The sequence below is a fragment of the Marisediminicola sp. LYQ134 genome (assembly GCF_046599635.1).
In the GTDB taxonomy this organism is placed as follows: domain Bacteria; phylum Actinomycetota; class Actinomycetes; order Actinomycetales; family Microbacteriaceae; genus Marisediminicola.
In genome coordinates this window covers 498,191-519,916 of the sequence record NZ_JBKIWP010000001.1, presented here as the reverse complement: position 1 = coordinate 519,916, position 21,726 = coordinate 498,191, and the positions used below count along the sequence as shown (strand labels likewise).

The following is a 21,726-nucleotide window of genomic DNA, read 5'->3' as shown; positions in this document are numbered from 1 at the left end:
GCGCACGACGGCGCCCACCCACTCGAAAGGCACACCATGTCGATGAAGAGAAACACCCGAACCGTCACCATCGGCGGGGCAGCGGCCGCTGCCGCGTTCGCCGTCCTCTCGGTCGCCGCCCCCGCGAGCGCCGAGACCGAGGTCGCCGAGCCGGCGACGTTCACGAGCGCGTTCACCGTCATGGCGACCCCGGGCGAGGTCATCGACACCGACGGCAACGCCGCCCCCGGTGAAGAGGGCGCGACCGGCACCTTCGACTTCCGCATCAACTCCGACCTCGAGATCATCTGCTACGACATCACCCTCGAGGGCGTCACCGGTGACTACGAGAGCCCCGCGAAGACCGCGACGCACATCCACGAGGCTGCGGCCGGCGAGTCCGGCCCGCCCCGCATCGCGTTCCCCAACCCCGAGCCTGTCGGGGATGGCCCTCGCACGAGCTCCGGCTGCCTGCAGGGCCCGTTCACGACCGGTGTCGCACCCGACGGAGCCGACACGGGAGAGGGCTTCACCCTCGCGCAGATCGAGGCGAACCCCGCCGGATTCACCGGTGACTCGCACACCGTCGACTTCCCCGCCGGAGTCGTGCGCGGACAGCTGAGCCAGGTTCCGGTCGGCGGAGTGCAGACCGGTGGCGGAGGACTCGCCACCGCAGATGACTCCGCTCCCGCCGGCCTCATCGCCCTCGGCGCGCTCGCTGCGCTCGGAACCGCGGCGACGGTCGTCATGCGTCGTCGCGCTTCGGCCTCGAACTGACGATGACACGCGCACGCACCGCGGCCTCGACGACCTCGCGTCGTCGGGGTCGCGGGCGTGCGCCCCTCTCCACACGCTCGTCCGTCGTCGGCATCCTGGGCGTCGCCATCGTGGTGGCACTCGCGGGGTGCTCGCCCTCGACCTCCGATCCGTCCTCCCCCGCCCCGACGCAGTCGGCACCGACGGAGTCGGTCGCGCCGGAGCCGTCAGCACCCGCGCCCGACGCCGCCGCCGACACGTCGCCCACGGTCGAGCCTGCTCTCGGCGACGGTGTCGTCCCCGCTCGAGTGTCCCTCCCGACCATCGGCGTCGACTCCGCTCTCATCGACCTCGGCATTCAGGCCGACGGAACCCTCGAGGTGCCCGTCGACTTCGACGACATCGGCTGGTTCACGGGAGGAGGGAAGCCCGGTGGCCGCGGACCGACGGTCGTCGCCGCGCACGTCGACTCCCCCTCGGGCCCCGCGGCGTTCGTGCGGCTCGGTGAACTCGAGAACGGCGACCGGTTCACCCTCACGGGAGTGGACGGAACGGACTTCGAATACGAGGTCTACGACTCCGCGAACTATGCGAAGGCGGAGTTCCCGACCACCGACGTGTTCGGAGCCGTCGCCGACGACGAAGTGCGCCTCATCACATGCACGGGATTCTTCGACACGACGATCGGCCACTACGACGACAACCTCGTGGTGTCGGCGGTTCGAGTCCTCCCGGAGTAGTCGGTCTGCCCCGCACGCGAGTTTCTGTCACGTGACCGCCGGACCGGCGCGAACCTGAGACTAACCTGAGGGCGTGACCCCGCCAGACGACGCCGCATCGCCTTCATCCCGCGCATCCGGAACCCCCGGCGGGGCCTCATGGCCTCGCGGATCCGCAGACTTGAGCGACACGACGAAGTGCCCGGCCTGTTTCACGAGCCTGACATCGACACGCTGCGGGCGCTGCGGGCTCGACGTGGCCCACCCCTCGGCGGCGACACTGCTCGAGGCATCTCTCGCGGCCGCCCGCGCCCTCGACGACCGCGTCGTGCTCATCTCGCACATCCGCGCCGACACCGCGAAGCAAGCCGACACCGCGAGGCAGAGAGTCGCGGCGGCGACCGACGCGGCCGCAGGGGTGGCTTCGGCGGCTTCCGCTGCCGCAGCGCCGCCGCGACAGACCGTGGCCGCCCCGTCGCCGTCGACCGTGCCCGGTGCGGTGACGGCATCCTCCGCTCCGCCCGCCGTTCCGGTGTCAGCAGGAGAGGTGTCGAGACCGGCTCCCGCGCGCACCTCGAGCGTGCAGGTGATCTTCCTCGGCATCGGGATAACGCTGCTCTCCATCGGAGCGATCACCTTCCTCGTCTATGCCTTCGTCACCTACGGGCTCCTCGCGAGGTCGATCATCATCGGCACGGTCACGATCGCGACGATCGTCGCGGCCACCATCCTGAAGAAGAGACTCGGCGCCACGGCGGAGGGGCTCGCGACGTTCGCCGTCGTGCTCATCTATCTCGACGCTTTCGCGGTTCGAGCCAACGACCTCGCGGGCACCGCCTCCGTCGAAGGAGCCCTGTTCTGGGGGATCACGATCGTCGTCGCCTCCGGTCTCTTCGCCGTGTGGCACCACACCTCGGGTTTGCGCGTGCCCGGCCTCGCCGCGCACATCGGCGTGGGGCCCGGGGCCGGCCTGCTCGCGGTCGCGGTGACCGATGGACTCGCGACAGCGATGCACGTGACCGTGGTCGCCCTCGCGATTGCGGTCGCGGGGCTCCTGCACGCGACGATCGGGCGTGTTCCCCGCGCGAGAACCGCCGACGTCGACGGCACACCCGAGCGGGCCATCCTCCTCGTCACGACGGCCGTCGCGCTCGTCATCGCCTCCATCGCGGCCTTCTCGAGCGAGCGCTCCGCCGGCGACGCCGTCACGGCGCCCGTCTCGCTCGCTCTCGTCGCGATCGTCGCCGTCGTCCACATCCTCGTGCTCGCACGCCTCCGTCTCCCGCGCGACGAACACTCGCCATCTGGGGCTCGGCCCGGAGCGCCGTGGCATCCCCTCGTCACCGTCTTCGCCGTCGTCGCCGGCCTCGACCTCGCGACGCTCGGATTCGCGTCGGTCGCACACAGCACCCACGACGACCTGCTCGTGTCGGTCGCCCCCGTCGCCGCGCTCGCGGTCGCCCTCGCTGCCGAAGTGCTGTGGCGGCGCACGCGCACGGGTGCGCACGCCCGTGCGACGACTGCGGCCCTCGTGTCGACCGTCGTGTCGACTGCGGCGCTCTTCGCTGCGCCCGTGGGCTTCGCCGTGTTCGCCTCGATCCGCCTTCTCGCCGGGGCGATCGCCGCACCGTGGAGTGTCGACGTGACGGCGACCGTCACCGAGCCGACGCACTGGGACATCCCCTCGCTAGGAGCGCTCGGTGCCGCCGTCGTGCTCGTGGCCGGCGCGTGGATCGGCCTCGCTCGCGCGGGCGACCGTCGCCGCGGTGCCGCGCTCGTCTGGGGCGCTCTCGCCGTCGCCGCTCTCGCCGTGCCCCTGCTCGAGTCCCTTCCCGCCATCCTCGCGGCCTACTTCGCGCTCGCCGCGGGCTCGCTCGCTGTCGCGATCGCCGGCCGGAGACGAGTGCGCGCCCGCGACCGCGTCATTCTCGCCGCGATCGCCGTGGTGTCGACCGTTTGTCTGTGGATAACCGGGTGGCTCGCCCTCGGAACCTGGCCTGTCGTCGCCGCGGCCGCGGTCGCTCTCGCGGTCGCCGCGCGCGGAGTCGCCCCGACGCGGCCGACGATCGCGGCCCTGTCCACGGGCACGATGGTCCTCCTGCTCCTCACCTCCGCGGGAGCGACGGCGCTCCACCTCACCTCGGCGCTCGACGTGCCGACGCTCACTCGCGCGACAGACGCCACGCGGTTCAGCTCCGTCGCCGCCATCGTTCTCGTCACGCTCGCCGCGCTGCTCCCATCTCGGCGGGTGCAGACTCTCGAGAGGCGCACGGCATTCTGGCTCGGACTGCCGGTCGCCGTGGGTGCCGGGGTCGTGCTGAGCCCCGCGTGGCTCGGCGGGACGACGCGGCTCGTCCCTCCCGCGGTCGACGCGGTCGTCGCGGCGGCCCTCGTCGCGGCCGTCGTCGCGTGGGCTCTCGCGCGCACCCTCGAGTCGGCCTTCGTCGAGCGCGTTCTCTCCGGGGCGATCATCGCTCCAGCCCTGCTCCTCGCCACGGTGACGATCACGACCGCCGCCGACGCATCCGACGTCATCGTCGGTGCGAGCGCTGCGGGGGCCGCGACTCTCGTCGCGGCCGCCGCTCTCGTCGCCTCCCTCCGCATCGCCCCCGACGACCCTCGCATTCGCACGATCGCACGCTCGTGCCACATCGGCGTCGGAGCGGTCGCTCTCGGAGTTCTCGCGCACACGGTCGGGGCCGACGCGCGCACCGCGTGGATCGTGCTCGCCCTCAGTGCCGCGACCGCCCTCATGCTCGCCCTCGTCCGCACCGTTCCCAGCATGTCTGCCGCTCTCGTCGCGGCGGCCACGGCGCTCCTGCTCTCCGCCGTCGGCGCTCTCGCGACAGACGTGGTCCGCGCGATCGAGCCGACGGGTTCGGCGCGAGCCGACGCCGCACTCGCAGCGCTCGCCGCATCCGCCGCCGCTATCGCGCTCACGCTTCTTCCACCCCGCGCACCGACCGCACGATTCGCGCTCTCGACGCTCGATCGCCGGGCGATCTTCTGGGTCGCCTTCGCGTGCGCTCTCCTGACAGCGACGTTGCCCGCGCTCTCGATCGTCGGCGTCAGTGGAGATCGGATGGCGGCACCGCTCGTCGTCGCCGCAGTGTACGTGGGGGTGCTCGCCGCGCTCACCGCCTTCCTCGCGCGGCGCACAACGAGGGCGGCCCGCGTCGAACGCGTCGCGGCGTCCGTCGCTCTCGCCCCGGTCGTGTTCCTCGTGCTCGCGAGCAGCATCGACGTCGTCGACCCCGGGAGCGCGACGAGCGCGATCATTCCCGCCCTCGCCGCGCTCATCACCGCCGTCGCCGCCCTCGCCTGGTCGGCTCGATCGACGTCGACCTCGCGCCCACCGGTCTCCCGAGGGGCGATCGACACCGGTGCTGCGCTCGTCGCCGCCCCCGCCGCACTCGTGGCGATCATCGACTACGACGGAGCATCGTGGTTCGTGCTCGTGCTCCTCGCGATCGCGCTTCTCGTGGTCGCGGTCAGCGCCGACGGACTGCTCGCATCGCGGTCGCGACGACACCAGCTCGGCTGGGCGGCACTCGCCGTGGCGGTCGCGGGGCTGTGGCTCAAGCTCGGCGACGAGTCCGTCGTCGCGGTCGAGGCCTACACGCTCCCGGTCGCGGGCGCAGTGCTCCTCATCGCTGCTCTGCTCGAACGCGAGCGGCCGGCTCGAGCGCACCTCGAGCACCCGGCCGACCCGCGAGGAGCGGATGCGACGGCCTTCGATGCGGCACCGACCCTGACTCTCGTGGGCCTCGTCGTCGCGATCCTGCCCCTCGCGATCGTCGCGAGCGACGGGTCCCTCGTGCGTGCCGTCGTCGTCTTCGTCGCGAGTGCTGCGCTTCTCCTCGCCGCGAGCCTCGCCACGGCGACCGGGCGGCCGCGGCCCTTCCTCGACGCTGCCGCGATCGCCGCGGCCCTCGGTGTCGTCGTGGTGTCCCTCGGCCGGGCCATCGTCGAATCCGACGCACTCATCGGGGCCGAGCTCGACCGCTCGTTCACCCCCGAGGCCTGGCTCGTCCCCGCCGTCGCTGTCGCGATCGTCTCCGCCTACGGTCTCTCTCGAGAGCGCACCGACCCCGCACAGCCGCGACGACGCGTTTTCGCTCTCATCCTCGCCCTCGTCACGCTCGTCGCATCCGTCGCGGTCGAATGGCCGCTCGTCGCACACACCGACACCGTCGTGCGGGCGCTCCTCGTCGTGCTGCTCCTGAGCGCGGTGCACCTCGTGACGGCCCTCGCCGCCGGGCCTCGGTTGTCGACGGTCCTCTCGCTCGTCTCGATCCTCGCGGGCGTCGCCATCGCGGGTCTCGCCATCGCAGCCGGATCCGCCGATCCCCTCGAAGTCGTGACCGTCCCCCTCGCGGTCGCCCTCATGGCGTCGGGTGCGACCCGTCTCGCGCGCGACCCCGACGCTCGCAGTTGGCCGTGGCTCGGCCCCGGCGTCGCGCTCCTCCTCGTGCCCTCCCTCCTCGCAACCCTCGGCGATCGGCCCGTCTGGCGTCTCGTCGCCCTGGGGGTCGTGAGCGTCATCGTGCTCATCGCGGGGGTCTCACGACGGCTCCAGGCACCGTTCGTGATCGCGAGTGCCGTCGTTCTCATCCACGCCATCGCGACCTTCACCCCGCAGATCAGGGCGGCATACGCGGCGCTCCCCTGGCCCCTCTGGCTCACGATCGGCGGTGCCATCGTCGTGGCCCTCGCCGCGCGATACGAGAAACGCGTCGCGAACCTCAAATCGGCTGCGGTCTCGGTGGCGAAACTGCGCTGAGAACAGCGGATAAGCGTTGCCTCAGCTTGCTTGCGCAGAACAACCATCGGCGTACATTGACATCAACGTCACCGAAACGGAGCAGCCCATGACCGACATCAGTTCTGTGTCCCACAGCCCCATCGATCCCGACATCACCGCGGGCGTGGCGCAGTTCCTCGCCCCCGTCGTCGTCGACCTCACCGCCCTCGCGGTCGACGGCAAACAGGCCCACTGGCACGTGCGCGGCGCCAACTTCCAGGCTGTTCACGAGTTGCTCGACACCGTCGTCGATCACGCTCGGGATTACGCCGACCTCGCCGCGGAGCGGGTCGTCGCCCTCGGACTCCCCCTCGACGCGCGCGTGTCGACCGTCGCCACCAAGAAGACGACCCCGACCCTGTCGGCGGGGTTCCAGTCGACCGATCGGGTGATCGCCGAGATGGTCGGTCACATCGACGCGGCCCTCACGACGGTGCGCACCGCGGTCGACGAACTCGCCATCCTCGACCCCGTGAGCCAAGATGTGGCCATCGAGATCGCACGAGCCCTCGAGAAGGACCGCTGGTTCCTCTTCGCGCACATCGCGACCGCGTGACGTCGTTACCCGCGCATCACAACCGGGAGTGCGTGAAGTAACCGTCGACCATCGTCGCGGCGACAGGCATCGATCGGAGCTCGTCGGTCTTCGCTGTGCTCGGGTCGATGTCGACGAGCACGAGGTCACCGACGTCGCCGACCTCGACGCGTGAGCGTCCCCGCGTCGAAGCCGTGAGCGCCTCGTCGAACGAGAGGCGCTGCTCCGGATGCCACGGCTCGAGGCCGTCGCGCGAGCGGGAGGTCGCGGCGGCGATCGTCACCCACGGATCGAGGGGCGCGACAGGAGCATCGGAGCCCAGAACGAGCGTGACGCCGGCATCCACGAGCCTGCGGAGGGCGAACGCGCGATCGGTGCGACCATGCCACAAGACGTCGGCGACCTCGCGGTCGTCCATGGCGTGTTCGGGTTGCACGCTCGCACCGACTCCGAGCCGAGCGAACCTGTCGAAGTCCGCGTCGCGCACGAGTTGGGCGTGCTCGATCCTCCCGCCGCATCCCGCGGCCTCGAAGGCGTCGAGGGCGAGTCTGTTCGCCTCGTCGCCGATCGCGTGCACAGCAGAGGTGAATCCGCCCGCGGTCGCCCGCCTGAGCAGGTCGATGAGTCGGTCGGTCTCGACCGTCAGCTGACCGTGGGCGTGGGCTCCGCTCGATCCGGGGTACGCATCGACGCACAGGGCGGTGCGGGTGTTGAGCGAACCGTCGGTGATGACTTTGAACGGGCCGACCCGCAATCGCCCGGCGGAACCGTCGACCACGAGGCCCGAGCGCAGTCCGGCGGCGAGGGCGGCATCCAATTCCGCAGGGTAGACACCCGCGTCGACCCTCACCGTGCGGAAGCCCGCCGCGAACCTCCGAGACCAGTCGGCGACGGCCCCGCGCATCTCGAGGTCGACGATCCCCACGATCCCGCGCCCCGCGGCCTCGGTCATCGCGGCCTCGACCCACCCGTCGAGCACGGTCGCGGGCACATTCTGAACGGCGCTCGTGACCGGAAAGGCATCCTCTTCGCGCAAGACCCCGTCGGAGGCGCGATCGAGCCCGAAGTGCGCGAGGGCCGCCGAGTTGAGCCAGCAGCAGTGCAGGTCGGCGCTCACGATCACCACGGGGTAACCCGCGACAACGTCGTCGAGTACGGCCCTGTGAGCGAGGTCCGGCCAGAGTGAATCGCGGAACCCGTAGCCCACGAGAGGCAGACCGTGCTCGGGTGCGGGTGCCGCCGCCATGATCGCTGCGGCGTCGGCGGCGGATGCCGCGAGCGACACGTCCACCCGACGGCGCGTGAGAGCCGCTTGACTCGCGTGCACGTGCTCATCCCAGAGCCCCGGGATCATCCACCGGCCGCCTGCCGACACCTCCGCCGTTCCCGTGAGACCCGGTCCGATGTCGGTGACGACCCCGTGCTTGAGGAGCACGTCGACGGGGTCGGTCGAACCGCCGACGACGCGCACATCGCGGAGGACGAGACTCACTCGTGCACCCGGCGCATCTCGGCGGCGAGACCGGGGTTGCGATATGCGTCTCCGTGATCGAGCTCGTCGATGATGCGGGCCGCGACCTCGGGTGACTTCCCCTGGCTGAGCTTGAGCCTCGCGTCGAACCTCGTCACGTCGACACGGATGCCGACGGTGCCGGTCGCGATGCGGCGAGCCTGCATCTCGTCGACGTCGAGTGACACGGGCGCGGGCATCTCTTTCTCGAAGTGGTCGACGAGCTCGCTCAGCACCGAGAAGTTCTCGTCGTCGTCGAGGATCTCGGGGGTGCCCCACAAGTGGGCGGTCACGTGGTTCCAGGTCGGCACGAATCCGTCGCCCTCGTACCACCCGGGTGAGATGTAGCCGTGGGGGCCCTGCACGATGACGAGCACCTCGTGCTTGCCGAGCTCGTGAGCACGTTCATCCGGTCGCCCCACATGACTGACGATGCTGATCCCCTCGACGGACTCGTCGAGCATGATCGGATAGTGGGATGCCACGATGCCCGCGGCCGTCGACGACACGATCGTCGCCCACGGGTTCTCACGGATGAGGCGTTTGACCTCCGCGGGATCGTCGAGGAGGTACGCGGGTGTGTATCGCATCGGATCATTCTGCTGGATCGAGCAGACCCCGGCGTGCACGCCGATGCCGTTCGCGCGCGAGTCAGACCTGATCGGTCGGGCACCAGTAGAGCTTGCGCCCCGCAGCCATCTCCATGCGGATGGGTGTGCCGCACACGCGGCACGGGAGACCCTCGCGGTGGTAGACCCAGTGGCGATCCGCGCGGCTGCGCAGAGCCGCGGCGTACTGCTTCTTCGAGAGGCCGTCCATCGTCATCATCTGGCCGACCTCGACTCCTGACTTCAGCAGTTTCGTCCAGTCGCGCCAGAGGGCGCGCACGACCGCCTCGTCGAGGTCCTTGCCTCGCCGATGCGGGTCGAGCCGAGCGCGGAACAGCATCTCGGCGCGATAGACGTTGCCGATCCCGCTCACGACCGACTGGTCCATGAGCAGCAACCCGATCGGGGTGCCCTTCTTGAGAACGGCCTCCGTGAACCTGTTCTCGCCCTTCTTGCCCGGCTCGACGAGAGGGTCGGGACCGAGCTTGGCGATCTGAGCGCGAACCTGATCGGGCTCCTGAACCTCGCACGCCGTGGGCCCGCGCAGGTCGGCGACGATGTCGTCGGCGAGAAGCCGGACGCGAACCGCTCCGACAGGGTCGGGAGGGAAGGCCGCGTCGTCGGGTGTCAGATTCTCCTGCTCCGCCATGCGCAGCCTCGCCGTGCGCGGAGCGCCGATGCTCGCGGCTGAGTCCTCACCCGCGGCGTCGACGATATCGCGACGCGATGCCGCGGCCGCCCCGCGCGCGATCGGGCGAGGCAGCTCGAGTTCGGCCGCAGAATCGGCGGCGAAGTCCCAGGCTCCGTAGATGCCGAGGTGCACCCGCAACCAGAGGTCGTGGTCGAATTCGAGGAAGAGTTGCTTGCCGACGGCGATCGAGTCGACGATCTCGTGACCGTCGAGCCTCGCGGCATCCGACGCGAAGCGACCCTGCGGTGACGAGACGGCCACGCGCTTCCCCACGAAGTGGGTGGAGAACTGCCGTGCGATCCGGTGGACGGAGTGACCCTCGGGCATGGTCTCAGTCGACCGATCGACCGGCGATGAGGCCGGTGGTCTCGTATTCGGCGAGCTGGGCGATCCGGCGCACGTGCCGTTCCTCGCGGGTGAACGGCTGCGCGACGAAGGCGTCGATGAAGCTCGTCGCCTCGTCGATCGTGTGCTGCCTGGCCCCGATGGAGATGACGTTCGCGTCGTTGTGTTCGCGCGCGAGTCGTGCTGTCGAGAGGTTCCACACGAGAGCCGCCCTCGCCCCGACGACCTTGTTCGCCGCGATCTGCTCGCCGTTGCCCGAGCCACCGAACACGACACCGAGTGCCTCGACACCGTGCCCCCTATCCGCGACGACGGCTTTCGCCGCGTTGATGCAGAAACTCGGATAGTCATCGAGGGGGTCGTAGGAGGTCGGTCCGTGGTCGACGACCTCGTGACCGGCGCTCTCGAGGTGCGCGGTGAGGTGCCGGCTGAAGTCGAGCCCGGCGTGGTCGGTGGCGATGTGGATGCGCATGAGCAGGCGCTTTCTCGAAGAGGGTGATCGGTCGGTGATCGGATGGAGCCCGCGGATCCGGCCGCGAGGGGGTCCGGCCCCGTGAGCCTCGGGGTTCGTCGGTCAGTCGAAGATCGGGCCGACCGTGCGAGACCGCTTGAGCTCGAAGAAGCCGTCGTAGGAGGCGACGGCGACGACGCCGTCCCACACGCGGAGAGCGTCCTCTCCCCGGGGCGCGGGGGACATCACGGGCCCGAAGAACGCGACACCGTCGACAGCCATGACCGGAGTGCCGACATCCTGGCCCACGCGACCGATGCCCTCGAAGTGGGAGGCGCGCATCTGCTCGTCGAACTCGTCCGACTCGCTGTAGGCCGCGAAGTCGTCGGGGAGGCCTGCGGCCGCGAGCGCGACGCGTACAACCTCGTGAGCGTCCTTCTTGCCCTCGAGATGGATCTGCTGTCCGAGAGCGTCGTAGAGCTTCTTCACCATCGGTTGCCCGTGAAGCTCCTTCGCCGCGGTCACGAGGCGCGTGTACGCGAGGCCACGAACGTGCACCTCGTGGTGAGCGTCGTCGACGTCGTTGTTCTCGTTGAGCACGGCGAGGCTCATGATGTTCCAGGTGACCCTGAGGTCGCGATGCTTCGACACCTCGTCGACGAAACGGGAGGTCATCCAAGCCCAGGGGCACGACGGGTCGAACCAGAACTCGACGGAGGTCGCCGACCCGTCGATGGTCGTGTCGGATGCGGGGAGCGTATCGGTCATGAATCCAGCCTATCCGCGCCCGCGACAGCTGCTGGATCGGACTGTTTTGGGTCTGGTGATCTCGCTCGCCCGAGCGCACACTGAAGAGAGGATCATCTCTGGTGCGACTGGAGGCAACATGTCTGCTCTCTCGAACGGTTTCTCGGTGTTCAGCGCCTCTGCTCGCGCGGAGCGTCGGAACAGCGCCACCCACCCTCACCCGCCGCAATCCCCCGACGGCGTTCCCGAACTCTCCCGCGGCCGTCATCGCAACGCCAAGCGCGGCGCATGCTTCATGGAGTTCGCGTCGTATCTCGCGGGAGAGAAGTTCAGCGACCATCCCGCGTGCACCCACCCCGCTCTCGCCGGCCTCGCGCGCCTGGTCAACGACTGGACACGCGACTCCAACCGGTCGAAGCTCGCTCCCCTCATCCCCAGTGTGATCGGGGTCGTCACCACGGGCCCCCGCGCCTACGAGCGGATCGAGCTCGACGTCGCCGTGCGCGCCGGCGCCGCCGCACTCGCGATCGCGAGCGAGTCGCGTCAGCGAGCCCTCGCCGTCGGACTCATCCGCGGGCACGCGCGCCTCGCCGCAGTCGACCCCGCGGGGGCCACCGCGATCCGCGAGCTCGTGCGCTCCGCACTCGCCGCCGTGCCCCTCGCCGACGCGTGGGCTCGAGCTCAGCTCGCGGCGACGAGAACGTGGTCGTCGCAATCGTTCGACTTCATGTACGGGGCCATGGTCAGCCTCGCCGTGGCATCGATAGCCGAAGCGTGCGTCGACGATTCCGACTCACGCTTGCGACTGCTGCTCGAGGACACGATCACGGCGTGCCGCGAGATCGTCGATTCCGCGGGACCGGAGAGCGCCGGGTCATCCGCGGGCACTCCCGCACGTGGGTCGGAGAGGCCCGTCTGGCACGGCTTCCTGACTCACGCGTAGCACCGGTTCCCGTTCGTTAGGGTGGTCGGGCGGCTCGATGCCGTCGATTACCCGAAGGAGAACACGGTGCCAGGAGAGAACCTCACTCGAGTCGAGGCCCAGGAACGCAAAGCTCTCGTGGATGTGCGCAGCTACGACATCGCGCTCGATCTGACGACCGACACCGAGACCTTCCGCAGCACGACGACGGTCTCGTTCTCCGCCACCGCCGGCGGTTCGACCTTCATCGATGCGCTCACTCGCACCGTGCACTCGGTGACCCTCAACGGGCGAGAGCTCGACCCGGCCGTCGTGAGCGACGGGGTTCGCATCCGGCTCGACGACCTCGACGACGAGAACACCCTCACTGTCGTCTCCGATGCCGAATACACCAACACGGGAGAGGGCCTCCACCGCTTCGTCGACCCCGTCGACGGTGAGGTCTATCTCTACTCGCAGTTCGAAGTGCCGGATTCCCGCCGGGTCTTCGCTGTCTTCGAGCAGCCCGACCTCAAGGCCACGTTCGCCTTCACCGTCACGGCGCCCGCGACGTGGCAGGTCGTGAGCAACTCCCCGACCCCCGAGCCCGAGACCCTCACGACGCAGGACGGTTCCGTGGCCTCCGCGGTCTGGCGATTCGCCCCCACCCCCGTGCTCTCGAGCTACGTCACGGCGATCGTCGCGGGGCCGTACGAGGTCACACGCAGCTCGCTCGTGAGCAGCGACGGGCGTGAGATCCCCCTCGGCCTGTTCGTGCGCAAGTCTCTGCACCAGTACCTCGATGCCGACTACATCTTCGAGAAGACCCGCCAGGGCTTCGCCTACTTCGAGGAGAAGTTCGCCTACCCCTACCCCTTCGAGAAGTACGACCAGCTCTTCGTGCCGGAGTTCAACGCCGGCGCGATGGAGAACGCGGGCGCCGTGACCTTCACCGAGACCTACGTGTTCCGCAGCAAGGTCACCGATGCCGTGCGCGAGCGCCGCGTCGTGACGATCCTGCACGAGCTCGCCCACATGTGGTTCGGCGACCTCGTGACCATGAAGTGGTGGAACGACCTGTGGCTCAACGAGTCGTTCGCCGAATGGGCCTCGACGATCGCGACCGCCGAGGCGACCGAGTGGACCGAGGCCTGGACGACGTTCCAGGCGATGGAGAAGAGTTGGGCGTACCGCCAAGACCAGCTGCCGTCGACCCACCCCGTCTTCGCGACGATCAACGACCTCGAAGACGTGCAGGTGAACTTCGACGGCATCACCTACGCCAAGGGCGGCTCGGTTCTCAAGCAGCTCGTCGCGTGGGTCGGGATCGACGCCTTCTACGCGGGCGTCGCGGCCTACTTCCAGAAGCACGCCTACGGCAACACCGAGCTGGGTGACCTCCTCGCCGAGCTCGAGACCACGAGCGGCCGCGACCTCTCCGGGTGGGCTGCGCTCTGGCTCGAAACCGCGGGCGTCAACACCCTCCGCACCGAGCTCGAGGTCGGCGACGACGGAACCATCACGTCGTTCGCGATCGCGCAGTCCGCACCCGACGACTATCCGACCATCCGCCCGCACCGGCTCGCCGTGGGGTTCTACGACTTCGCGAGCGACGGCTCCGGCGCTCTCGAGCGCACGCACCGTGTCGAACTGGATGTCGACGGCGAACGCACCGAGGTCGCGGAACTCGGGGGGCTCGCCCGCCCGGCTCTCGTGCTGCTCAACGACGACGACCTCGCCTATGCGAAGGTGAGACTCGACGAGGTGTCGCTCGCCACCGCGATCGATCACCTCTCGTCGATCTCCGACCCTCTCGCTCGCGCGATCGTGTGGGGCGCGGCGTGGGATGCGACGCGCGACGGTGAGACACCGGCACGCGACTACGTGCGCCTCGTGCTCGGCAACATCGAGACCGAGACCGAGTCGACGACCATTCGCACGACCCTCACCCAACTCGCGACCGTCGCGCGCGTCTATGTCGCCCCCGAGGCGCGAGTGCAGACTCTCGCGACCGTCGGCGACCGGCTCTGGGAGCTCGCGCGCGCCGCCACCCCGGGTTCGGATGCGCAGTTCCAGTTCGTGAAGTTCTTCGCCAACATCGCGAGCACGCCCGAACACGTCGAGGCCATCCGGGCACTGCGTGACGGCACCGCGACTCTCGACGGGCTGCTCGTCGACACCGACCTCGCGTGGGAGCTTCTCGAATCGCTCGTGCTCAACGGCGCCGCCGGTCGACTCGACGTCGAGGCCGCGCTCGCTTTCGACAACACGGCGAACGGTCAGCAGGCCGCCGCTCGCGCGATCGCCGCCATTCCGACCGTCGAGGGCAAGTCGGACGCCTTCTCCTCTCTCGTCGACACCGACGAGCTGCCGAACGCGATCGTGCGGCAGACGACCGTGGGCTTCCAGCACGCCAACGACCCCGCCGTGTTCGAGGCTCTCGTCGAGCGCTATTTCGCGACCATCACCACGGTGTGGCACTCGCGCTCGCACGCGATCGCGGAGGCCATCGTCGTCGGTCTCTACCCGACCCTCCTCGCGAGCGCGGAACTGCGCGACGCGACGAAAGGCTGGCTCGACGCGAACCCCGACACGCCGGCACTGCGACGACTCGTGATCGAGAATCTCGCCGGTGTCGAACGCGCCCTGGTGGTTCAAGCGAAGGATGCTGGATGACAGACGTCGTCTCCGTGATCGGCGGCGCTGCGCGCAGCGCGGTGGCCGGCGCCGTCGAGCCCGAAACCCAACCGTTCGACTGGACGGCTTTATGGGCGGGCGTGGGAGAGTTCCTCGAGCTCTTCCAGATGCCGATCACCATCATCGGCATCATCGTCGGCGCGATCCTCATGCGCGTGATCCTCCACTTCGTGATCCGTCGCGTCGTGACGCAAGTGGTATCGGGGGTGAAGAAGCGTCAGAATGTCGACGACACCCAGGCGCTCACGACGTCGCCGCTCGCGGCGGTCCGCGTCGTGCAGCGCACGCGCACGCTCGGCACGGTGCTCAACAACGTCGTGACGGTCGTCATCGTCATCGTCGCGCTTTTGCTCATCGTCACGGCGATCGACCCGAACATCATCGGTTCGTTCGCGCTCATCACCGCCGCGCTCGGTGCAGGCCTCGGTTTCGGCGCTCAGAACATCGTCAAAGACGTGCTCAACGGGTTGTTCATGGTCGCCGAGGACCAGGTCGGCGTCGGAGACGTCGTTGATCTCGGAGAAGCCTCGGGCACCGTCGAGACCGTCGGCATCCGCGTCACGACCGTGCGCGATGTCAACGGCACCCTGTGGTTCGTGCGCAACGGCGAGATCCTCCGCGTCGGCAACAAGTCACAGGGCTGGGCTCGCGTGATCATCGACGTTCCGACGCCCTATCACTCCGATGTCTCGGCCGTGCAAGCGTCGCTCCTGAAAACGGCCGTGACGATGACCGAGAGTGTTCAGTGGCGCAAGAAGGTGCTCGAAGCCCCCGAGATCTGGGGCATCGAAACCCTCTCGGCCGAGGCCCTCGTCATCCGTCTCGTCGTCAAGGTGCGGCCCGCCGACCAGTGGGACGTCGCGCGCGAGCTGCGATTGCGACTCAAGCTCGGTCTCGACGACCTCGGGGTCGATCTCCCGGCCCTCAATCGCATGGTCATCGACTCGCCCCCGAGCGCACCCCTCACCGAGTCCCGCAGCCCTCGGCAGACCGCAGACGCGCCCGACCCGCAACCGGCGACCAAGCCCGTGCGCAAGACTCCGACGCGAAAGCCGCAGCAGTGACCGACCCTCGCGATCTTCCCCTCACGCCGACAGCCGGCGTGCCTCCCGCTCCCCTCGTGCTGCGGGCCCCGAACACGGGAGGACCAGGCACGGGAGGACCAGGCGCGGGAGACCCGAACGCCGGCGCCGGACTCGGCCAGTCGTTCTGGTCGAAGGTCGGCGGCCGAGAGACCTTCGAAGCGCTCGTGCGCCGGTTCTACGAGGGGGTCGGTTCCGACCCCGTGCTCCTGCCGATGTATCCCGAAGACGACCTCGAGGGAGCCGTGCAGCGCCTCACGGGGTTCCTCGAACAGTACTGGGGCGGGCCGGGCACCTACAGCGAGCAACGCGGTCACCCGCGGTTGCGCATGCGTCACCAGCCGTTCAAGATCAATCCCGACGCGCGCGACCGCTGGCTCCTGCACATGCGTGCGGCCGTCGACTCCCTCGAACTGTCGCCTCTCGACGACGCGACGCTGTGGGACTATCTCGAACGCGCCGCCCACGCGATGGTCAACACTTTCGACGACTAGGAGCGGCCGGGGACCGATCCGCCACCGTGTGAGGCGAGCGCGGCCCTGACCCTCACGGTGTCGTTGTCCATCTGGGTGATGAGGGCCGGGAGGGAATCGAACTTCTCCATGCCGCGGATCCGATCGACGAACTCCACCTCGACCTCCAGGTCGTAGAGGTCCAGGTCGGCATCGAGCACGTGAGCCTCGACCTGGCGCTGCGGCACCCCCTCGAACGTCGGGTTGTTGCCGATCGAGATAGCGGCGGGTAGGCGTTCGCCCGCGACCGAGAGGTAGCCGGCGTACACCCCGTCGGCGGGGATGAACCCCTCGAGATCGGGCGAGAGGTTGGCGGTCGGGTAGCCCAGTTCGCGCCCGCGCTTCTGGCCGTGCACGACGATGCCCCGCACCGAGGGGAGCCGGCCGAGCCATCGTGCAGCATCGGTGATCTCCCCGCGGTCGAGCGCTCCCCGGATGCGTGTCGACGACACCGGTTCGCTGCCCTCGCCGACGGGGTCGAGGCGCTCGACGTCGAAGCCCATCGTGCGCGCGGCCTCCACGAGCGTGTCGAAGGTGCCACGACCGCCCGCACCGAACCTCGTCCCCGGCCCGACGAGCACGACACGCGCATCGAGGGCGTCGACGAGAACGGTGCGGATGAAGTCGTCGGCGGGCATTCGGCTGAACGCGAGGTCGAAGCGCAACTGCACCATCGCATCGACCCCGGCGTCGTCGAAGAGCTCGACTTTGCGTCGCGACGAGACGAGGCTCCGCGGATTGCGTTCGGGAGCGAGCAGGCTCAGGGGGTTGCGGTCGAAGGTCACGACGGTCGAGGTGAGGGAACGCGCCCTCGCCGCGGCCGTGAGGGTATCGACGATCGCGCGATGACCGACGTGGAGCCCGTCGAATTTGCCGAAGGTGACCGCGCTCGGCCCGAAACCCGCGGGAACCTCGTCGAGCGCCGGGAAGAAGCGCATCACGACCGGCGTGCCGCGGGTGCGCCGCCGTCGGGAGTCGACACTCCCGCCGAGCCGTTCCGCCGGCGCCTGCGGAGCCACAGGAGTCCGAGCACGGGCAGCACGAGCGGGATGAAGAGGTACCCCTGCCCGAAGCGCGACCACACGGTGTCGTCGGGGAACAGCACGGGGTCGAAGATGCTCAGCACCCCGACGACGATGACGCCGACGAGCTCGAACCCGATCGTCGCGAGCGCGACGCGGTACCAGCGGTCGCCGGGAACCACGAGCGCGACGGTCGCGAGGATGTAGACGACCGCCGCGAGAGCCGAGAGCGAGTAGGCGACGGGAGCGTCGCCGAACTTCGTCAGGATCTGGAACACCGACCGCCCGGTCGCCGCGAGGGCGAGGATTCCGTATACGACGATGAGGACTCGCCCGATTCCGAGCGCGCGGGGTGGAGTCGATTCGGTCATCATGTCCAGATTAGGGCACCGACCGGGCCCGAGACGGCGGAACGCCCCTCACGGCTCACGCGCCCTGCACGAACCAGATCTCGTTCATGCGATAGACCATGACCGCGATCGCGAGATTCGTGACCCCGAGGATCACGGTGCTCCAGCGGTTGCGTTCGACGAGCGCCCAGAAGACTGCGAGCGGCGGCAGGAGCAGGGCCGAGATGAGGTAGACGTAGAACTCGAGCACGCTCCCCGTGGCCGTGTTGCCGGCGAGTGGCGCGAAGAGGGCGACGACGAGTTGCACGACGAGAAGCAGCTCGACGAGCAGTGTCACGCCGAGGGTCAGGTCGGCGGGAGTGCGTTTGGCGAGACCGAGCACGAGACACAGGAGCCCCGCCGCGACGGCGAAGGCGGCCTGGGCGACGGTGAACCACTCGATCACGACGTCACCTCGTCGGTCGGGAAGTTGACGATGGGTTTCGCGCGCCCGTTCGCGACCTCGAGGAGCCCGACGAGTCGGCCATCGGGAGCGAGAGCGGCGTAGGGCTGACCGTCGGCGGTCTCGACGGCGATCCTCTTGCCGTGGGTGAGGTCGACGACCTGCTGGGCGTCGAGGGCGATCGAGTCGAAGAGGGCGGTCGCGACATCCGCGGGGGCCAGGATGCTGTCGGCGACGACGACATCCTCGAGAGTGCGCGCTTCGGCGACACCGAACGGCCCCACTCGTGACCTGCGCAGGGCCGTGAGGTGGCCGCCGGTTCCGAGTGCCTCGCCCAGGTCTCGCGCGAGAGCCCGCACGTAGGTTCCGCTCGAACACTCGATACGCACGTCGAGCTCGATCACTCCGCTCTCGCGGCGCTCGTCGAGCACCTCGAACGCACTCACGGTCACGGGTCGGGTCGCGAGCTCGACCTCCTCGCCGTCGCGCACTCGCGCGTACGCGCGCTTGCCATCGACCTTGATCGCGCTGACGCTGCTCGGACGCTGCTCGATGGGGCCCCTCAACGCGCCGACCTCCTCGGCGATGCGCTCTGCCGTGACCGCGTCGACCTCGTGAGCGGGCGTCGTGCTCACGACGTCGCCCTCGCGATCGTCGGTCGACGTCGAGGCACCGAGTCGAATGGTCGCGAAGTACTCCTTGTCGAGGCCGACGAGAAAGGTCAGGAGTCGCGTGGAGCTGTTGAGACCGAGCACGAGCAGCCCCGTCGCCATCGGGTCGAGGGTGCCCGCGTGGCCGACCTTGCGGGTCTGCGCGAGTTTGCGCGTGCGAGCCACGACATCGTGGCTCGTGAGGCCCTCGGCCTTGTCGACGAGCAGGATGCCGCTCGATCTCGTCACGGACTCGGGGTTCTGCTTCTGCACCCGTTAAGGGTATGCCGTCGCACCGTGCTCGCCCCGCACTCCCCCGGCACCACCCGGCCGGCGGCGTCGCGCCAGCACCGTCGGGCCGCCGCGACGGCGGGCGCCGACCTATGCTCGAGTCCATGCGGATCGCGGTGATCGGGGCGGGAGCCGTCGGGGGGACTCTCGCGGCACTCCTCGACCGTGCGGGCCACGACGTGGCGGTCACCGCGCGCGGAGCCCACGCCGCGGCGATGCGAGCCGACGGGTTGCGCCTCACGGGCGCCTGGGGCGACCACATCGCGCGCGTCGAGGTCTCCGCCGCCGTCGACCAGACCCCCGACCTCGTGATCGTCGCGACGAAAGCGACCGATGCGATCGACGCGGTCGCCGCGTCCGCCGCCCGCATCGACGGGGTGCCCGTCGTCGTCGCCCAGAACGGACTCGAGTCGGTGCGGTCGCTCGCGACGGTCGTGCCGCGGTCCGACCTCGTCGGGGCACTCGCCCTGTTCGCGGCATCCCATCTCGAACCGGGCGCGGTCGCGGTGACCGCGCCCGGTTCGCTCAGCATCGGCGACGAGTCGTCGACCCACATCGCGTCGCACTTCGCCGCTCGCGTGCTCGACCCGGTCATCCCCACGACGATCGTCGACGACTTCCGCGGTGCGCAGTGGACGAAACTGCTCATCAACCAGGTCAATGCCCTGCCCGCGATCACGGGCTCGAGCGTGCAAGACACCATTCGGCACCGGGCGTTGCGGCGCGTGCTCGTGGCGAGCATGCGCGAGACGGTGGCCGTCGCGCGAGCCGCGGGCATCCGGTTCACGCCGATGTCCGGGCTCACGCCCCTCGCGATCTCGGTGTTCGCGGCGCTCCCGGCGGCGCTCTCGGGCTTCCTGCCCCTCGCCATGGCGAAGCGCATGGGCGACGTGCCCAATCCGGGTTCGACACTGCAGAGCATCAGTCGCGGCCACCTCAGCGAGATCGACTATCTCAACGGCGCCGTCGTCTCCGAGGCTCGCGCCGCGCGAGTCGACGCACCGGTCAACACCGTGCTCCTCGATCTCGTGCACTCGGTCGAACGCACGGGGCGCTTTCTCGACCCCTCTGCCGTCGTGGCCGCGGTTCAGCAGGTGTCGGCGAAGACCCGGCGCGGATGATCGGGGTCGCTCACGTCGACGATGGCGACCGCTGACGCGCGCGGTCGTGCCTCGACGAGGTAGGACGCCAGGGCTTCGGCCGGGCCGCTGCCATCGTGCCCGTCGGTCGACGAGGCGGGACCGTCGAGCCAGATCGCGAAGTTCCACTTTGCTCGAACGGCGGGATCGAGCACGAACGACCCGTCGACCACGAGCACGGCCGGTGAGGTCGAGGCTCGGCGGAACGGTGCGACGACGGTCTCGCCGAAGAGCGCGGCGTCGTCACTCGACGGGCGCCGCGGCGTGCCGTCCGAATTCGCCGGGGCGAAGGTGGCGCGCTCGACCGCGTGCGGCCTCGCGGCGAACGCCTCGGCGAGGTCGGTGGCGAAATTCGCGGAGAGGGCGCCGTCGGCCGCGTCGACGGCGACGATCGCTCGCCCGGTGCCGTAGTTGTGCAGGATCTCGGTCACGATCGCTGCGAGGGTGTCTGCTTTCGCCGGTTGCCATCTCGTCATGGCTCGAGCCTAAGCAGGGCGCCCTGAAGCGCAACCTCGAAGCGCGAACCGCTTGCACTGCATCCGACGGCGGAACGCTCACTGCGGGGTGCCTACTGTAGAGCGGTGACCTCGACGAATCCGGCCGATATCCCCCCGGCGCTCGGCGCGTGGTTCACGGAGCACGCGCGCGACCTGCCGTGGAGACGGGAGGGGGTCTCCCCGTGGGGCATCCTCGTGAGCGAGATCATGCTGCAGCAGACGCCCGTCGTGCGCGTCATCCCGCGACTCGAGATGTTCCTCGAGCGCTGGCCCACCCCCGCACACCTCGCCGACGCGACCGCGGGAGACGTCGTGCGCGCCTGGGACAGACTCGGGTATCCGCGTCGCGCCCTCAACCTGCACCGCGCGGCGATCGCGATCGTGGAACGCCACGACGGCGTCGTGCCGTCGGATGTCGACGAGCTCCTCGCTCTCCCGGGGATCGGCGATTACACCGCGCGAGCCGTCGCGGTCTTCGCCTTCGGACTGCGACACCCCGTGGTCGACACGAACGTGCGGCGGGTGCTCGCTCGCGCCGTCGCGGGCGTCGCCGAGGCGGGCGCCCCGTCCACTCGGCGCGACCTCGCGGCGATGAGCGCGATGCTCCCGGCCGACGACGCCGAGGCGCGCGTGTTCAACGCCGCGACGATGGAACTCGGGGCCGTCGTGTGCACGGCGCGCGCTCCCCGGTGCGGGGCGTGCCCGATCGCCGAGTCGTGCGCGTGGCGCGCCGCGGGGTTCCCGGCCTTCGAGGGCGTGCGCGCGCCCGCGCAGAAGTCGTTCGCAGGGTCGGATCGGCACGTGCGCGGGCTCGTGCTCCAGGCACTCCGGTCGAGCGATCATCCGGTCGACGAGAGTGCCGTGCGCACGGTGTGGCATGACGAGGAGCAGCTCGCGCGCGCGACGGCGGGTCTCGTCGCCGACGGCCTCGTGGTCCGCTCGAACGGAACTCTCGCTCTGCCGTCGTGATCGGAGGGGAATAGCCCCACCCTCGACCC

The 21,726-nt window shown here is 69.7% G+C and carries 20 protein-coding genes; 10 read left to right on the top strand and 10 right to left on the bottom strand.

Annotated features, from left to right (window positions below):
* The first annotated feature begins 42 nt into the window (after nucleotides 1–42).
* The 4 genes from ACLHIH_RS02480 to ACLHIH_RS02465 all read left to right on the top strand — a co-directional run bounded on the left by ACLHIH_RS02480 (nucleotide 43) and on the right by ACLHIH_RS02465 (nucleotide 6,814).
* Nucleotides 43–756 carry a CHRD domain-containing protein gene (locus ACLHIH_RS02480; protein WP_411315130.1) on the top strand — a complete coding sequence of 238 codons (714 nt, stop codon included), beginning with the start codon at nucleotides 43–45 and terminating at the stop codon, nucleotides 754–756.
* 2 nt (nucleotides 757–758) lie between these two features.
* Nucleotides 759–1,475 carry a class F sortase gene (locus ACLHIH_RS02475; protein WP_411315129.1) on the top strand — a complete coding sequence of 239 codons (717 nt, stop codon included), beginning with the start codon at nucleotides 759–761 and terminating at the stop codon, nucleotides 1,473–1,475.
* 160 nt (nucleotides 1,476–1,635) lie between these two features.
* Entirely contained in the window at nucleotides 1,636–6,237 is a 4,602-nt protein-coding gene (locus tag ACLHIH_RS02470) for an SCO7613 C-terminal domain-containing membrane protein (protein WP_411315128.1), read from the top strand.
* Between the two features lie 88 nt (nucleotides 6,238–6,325).
* Nucleotides 6,326–6,814 (top strand): Dps family protein, encoded by a 489-nt coding sequence (locus tag ACLHIH_RS02465; protein WP_411315127.1) that lies wholly within the window; start codon nucleotides 6,326–6,328, stop codon nucleotides 6,812–6,814.
* Nucleotides 6,815–6,830: 16 nt separating this feature from the next.
* Here ACLHIH_RS02465 and ACLHIH_RS02460 read toward each other — a convergent pair whose 3' ends face one another.
* The 5 genes from ACLHIH_RS02460 to ACLHIH_RS02440 form a co-directional block, all read right to left on the bottom strand.
* A complete protein-coding gene (locus ACLHIH_RS02460; protein WP_411315126.1) occupies nucleotides 6,831–8,285 on the bottom strand; it encodes an amidohydrolase family protein in 1,455 nt (484 codons plus the stop codon).
* Entirely contained in the window at nucleotides 8,282–8,893 is a 612-nt protein-coding gene (locus ACLHIH_RS02455; protein WP_411315125.1) for an FMN-binding negative transcriptional regulator, read from the bottom strand. Before ACLHIH_RS02455 ends, ACLHIH_RS02460 begins: the two co-directional genes overlap by 4 nt.
* Before the next feature lie 61 nt (nucleotides 8,894–8,954).
* Entirely contained in the window at nucleotides 8,955–9,929 is a 975-nt protein-coding gene (locus tag ACLHIH_RS02450) for an Fpg/Nei family DNA glycosylase (RefSeq protein WP_411315124.1), read from the bottom strand.
* Between the two features lie 4 nt (nucleotides 9,930–9,933).
* Nucleotides 9,934–10,419, bottom strand: coding sequence for a ribose-5-phosphate isomerase (locus ACLHIH_RS02445; protein WP_411315123.1), 486 nt, complete (start codon nucleotides 10,417–10,419; stop codon nucleotides 9,934–9,936).
* A gap of 102 nt (nucleotides 10,420–10,521) precedes the next feature.
* The gene (locus ACLHIH_RS02440; protein WP_411315122.1) at nucleotides 10,522–11,166 is read right to left on the bottom strand and encodes a DsbA family protein; all 645 of its coding nucleotides are present in this window, start codon (nucleotides 11,164–11,166) and stop codon (nucleotides 10,522–10,524) included.
* A gap of 118 nt (nucleotides 11,167–11,284) precedes the next feature.
* Here ACLHIH_RS02440 and ACLHIH_RS02435 point away from each other — a divergent pair, with 118 nt between their 5' ends.
* From ACLHIH_RS02435 to ACLHIH_RS02420, 4 genes are all read left to right on the top strand, one after another.
* On the top strand, nucleotides 11,285–12,088 hold the full coding sequence (locus ACLHIH_RS02435; RefSeq protein ID WP_411315121.1) for a hypothetical protein: 804 nt from the start codon (nucleotides 11,285–11,287) through the stop codon (nucleotides 12,086–12,088).
* Nucleotides 12,089–12,154: 66 nt separating this feature from the next.
* Entirely contained in the window at nucleotides 12,155–14,722 is a 2,568-nt protein-coding gene (gene pepN / locus ACLHIH_RS02430; RefSeq protein WP_411315120.1) for an aminopeptidase N, read from the top strand.
* Nucleotides 14,719–15,807, top strand: a complete 1,089-nt coding sequence (locus ACLHIH_RS02425; protein WP_411315119.1) for a mechanosensitive ion channel family protein — start codon at nucleotides 14,719–14,721, stop codon at nucleotides 15,805–15,807. Before pepN ends, ACLHIH_RS02425 begins: the two co-directional genes overlap by 4 nt.
* 59 nt (nucleotides 15,808–15,866) lie before the next feature.
* The gene (locus tag ACLHIH_RS02420) at nucleotides 15,867–16,319 is read left to right on the top strand and encodes a globin (RefSeq protein WP_411316292.1); all 453 of its coding nucleotides are present in this window, start codon (nucleotides 15,867–15,869) and stop codon (nucleotides 16,317–16,319) included.
* On the opposite strand, the gene ACLHIH_RS02415 is transcribed toward ACLHIH_RS02420, so the two are convergent.
* From ACLHIH_RS02415 to truB, 4 genes are read right to left on the bottom strand one after another with little or no spacing between them, the layout of a single operon-like run.
* Complete coding sequence (locus ACLHIH_RS02415; RefSeq protein ID WP_411316291.1) at nucleotides 16,316–17,275, bottom strand: bifunctional riboflavin kinase/FAD synthetase; 960 nt, start codon at nucleotides 17,273–17,275, stop codon at nucleotides 16,316–16,318. The two genes, ACLHIH_RS02420 and ACLHIH_RS02415, sit on opposite strands and share 4 nt — an antisense overlap.
* The gene (locus ACLHIH_RS02410) at nucleotides 17,275–17,730 is read right to left on the bottom strand and encodes a hypothetical protein (protein WP_411315118.1); all 456 of its coding nucleotides are present in this window, start codon (nucleotides 17,728–17,730) and stop codon (nucleotides 17,275–17,277) included. The genes ACLHIH_RS02415 and ACLHIH_RS02410 overlap by 1 nt, the downstream gene beginning before the upstream one ends.
* Nucleotides 17,731–17,785: 55 nt before the next feature.
* Nucleotides 17,786–18,154: a hypothetical protein gene (locus ACLHIH_RS02405; protein ID WP_411315117.1), complete on the bottom strand. Its 369-nt coding sequence runs from the start codon at nucleotides 18,152–18,154 to the stop codon at nucleotides 17,786–17,788.
* The gene (gene truB / locus ACLHIH_RS02400) at nucleotides 18,151–19,074 is read right to left on the bottom strand and encodes a tRNA pseudouridine(55) synthase TruB (protein WP_411315116.1); all 924 of its coding nucleotides are present in this window, start codon (nucleotides 19,072–19,074) and stop codon (nucleotides 18,151–18,153) included. The genes ACLHIH_RS02405 and truB overlap by 4 nt, the downstream gene beginning before the upstream one ends.
* A gap of 122 nt (nucleotides 19,075–19,196) precedes the next feature.
* On the opposite strand from truB, the gene ACLHIH_RS02395 reads away from it, so the two are divergent.
* On the top strand, nucleotides 19,197–20,213 hold the full coding sequence (locus ACLHIH_RS02395; RefSeq protein ID WP_411315115.1) for a ketopantoate reductase family protein: 1,017 nt from the start codon (nucleotides 19,197–19,199) through the stop codon (nucleotides 20,211–20,213).
* On the opposite strand, the gene ACLHIH_RS02390 is transcribed toward ACLHIH_RS02395, so the two are convergent.
* On the bottom strand, nucleotides 20,180–20,707 hold the full coding sequence (locus ACLHIH_RS02390) for a hypothetical protein (RefSeq protein ID WP_411315114.1): 528 nt from the start codon (nucleotides 20,705–20,707) through the stop codon (nucleotides 20,180–20,182). The genes ACLHIH_RS02395 and ACLHIH_RS02390 overlap by 34 nt on opposite strands.
* A 105-nt stretch (nucleotides 20,708–20,812) precedes the next feature.
* Between ACLHIH_RS02390 and ACLHIH_RS02385 the strand changes: the two genes are divergently transcribed.
* Nucleotides 20,813–21,697, top strand: a complete 885-nt coding sequence (locus tag ACLHIH_RS02385; protein WP_411315113.1) for an A/G-specific adenine glycosylase — start codon at nucleotides 20,813–20,815, stop codon at nucleotides 21,695–21,697.
* Nucleotides 21,698–21,726 lie beyond the last annotated feature (29 nt).

Bases quoted from the DNA above. Each gene is read 5' to 3' on its own strand.
- ACLHIH_RS02480 (WP_411315130.1), top strand. From the start codon at position 43: ATGAAGAGAAACACCCGAACCGTCACCATCGGCGGGGCAGCGGCCGCT.
- ACLHIH_RS02475 (WP_411315129.1), top strand. From the start codon at position 759: ATGACACGCGCACGCACCGCGGCCTCGACGACCTCGCGTCGTCGGGGT.
- ACLHIH_RS02465 (WP_411315127.1), top strand. From the start codon at position 6,326: ATGACCGACATCAGTTCTGTGTCCCACAGCCCCATCGATCCCGACATC.
- ACLHIH_RS02455 (WP_411315125.1), bottom strand. From the start codon at position 8,893: ATGCGATACACACCCGCGTACCTCCTCGACGATCCCGCGGAGGTCAAA.
- ACLHIH_RS02450 (WP_411315124.1), bottom strand. From the start codon at position 9,929: ATGCCCGAGGGTCACTCCGTCCACCGGATCGCACGGCAGTTCTCCACC.
- ACLHIH_RS02445 (WP_411315123.1), bottom strand. From the start codon at position 10,419: ATGCGCATCCACATCGCCACCGACCACGCCGGGCTCGACTTCAGCCGG.
- ACLHIH_RS02440 (WP_411315122.1), bottom strand. From the start codon at position 11,166: ATGACCGATACGCTCCCCGCATCCGACACGACCATCGACGGGTCGGCG.
- ACLHIH_RS02435 (WP_411315121.1), top strand. From the start codon at position 11,285: ATGTCTGCTCTCTCGAACGGTTTCTCGGTGTTCAGCGCCTCTGCTCGC.
- ACLHIH_RS02425 (WP_411315119.1), top strand. From the start codon at position 14,719: ATGACAGACGTCGTCTCCGTGATCGGCGGCGCTGCGCGCAGCGCGGTG.
- ACLHIH_RS02415 (WP_411316291.1), bottom strand. From the start codon at position 17,275: ATGCGCTTCTTCCCGGCGCTCGACGAGGTTCCCGCGGGTTTCGGGCCG.
- ACLHIH_RS02410 (WP_411315118.1), bottom strand. From the start codon at position 17,730: ATGACCGAATCGACTCCACCCCGCGCGCTCGGAATCGGGCGAGTCCTC.
- ACLHIH_RS02395 (WP_411315115.1), top strand. From the start codon at position 19,197: ATGCGGATCGCGGTGATCGGGGCGGGAGCCGTCGGGGGGACTCTCGCG.
- ACLHIH_RS02390 (WP_411315114.1), bottom strand. From the start codon at position 20,707: ATGACGAGATGGCAACCGGCGAAAGCAGACACCCTCGCAGCGATCGTG.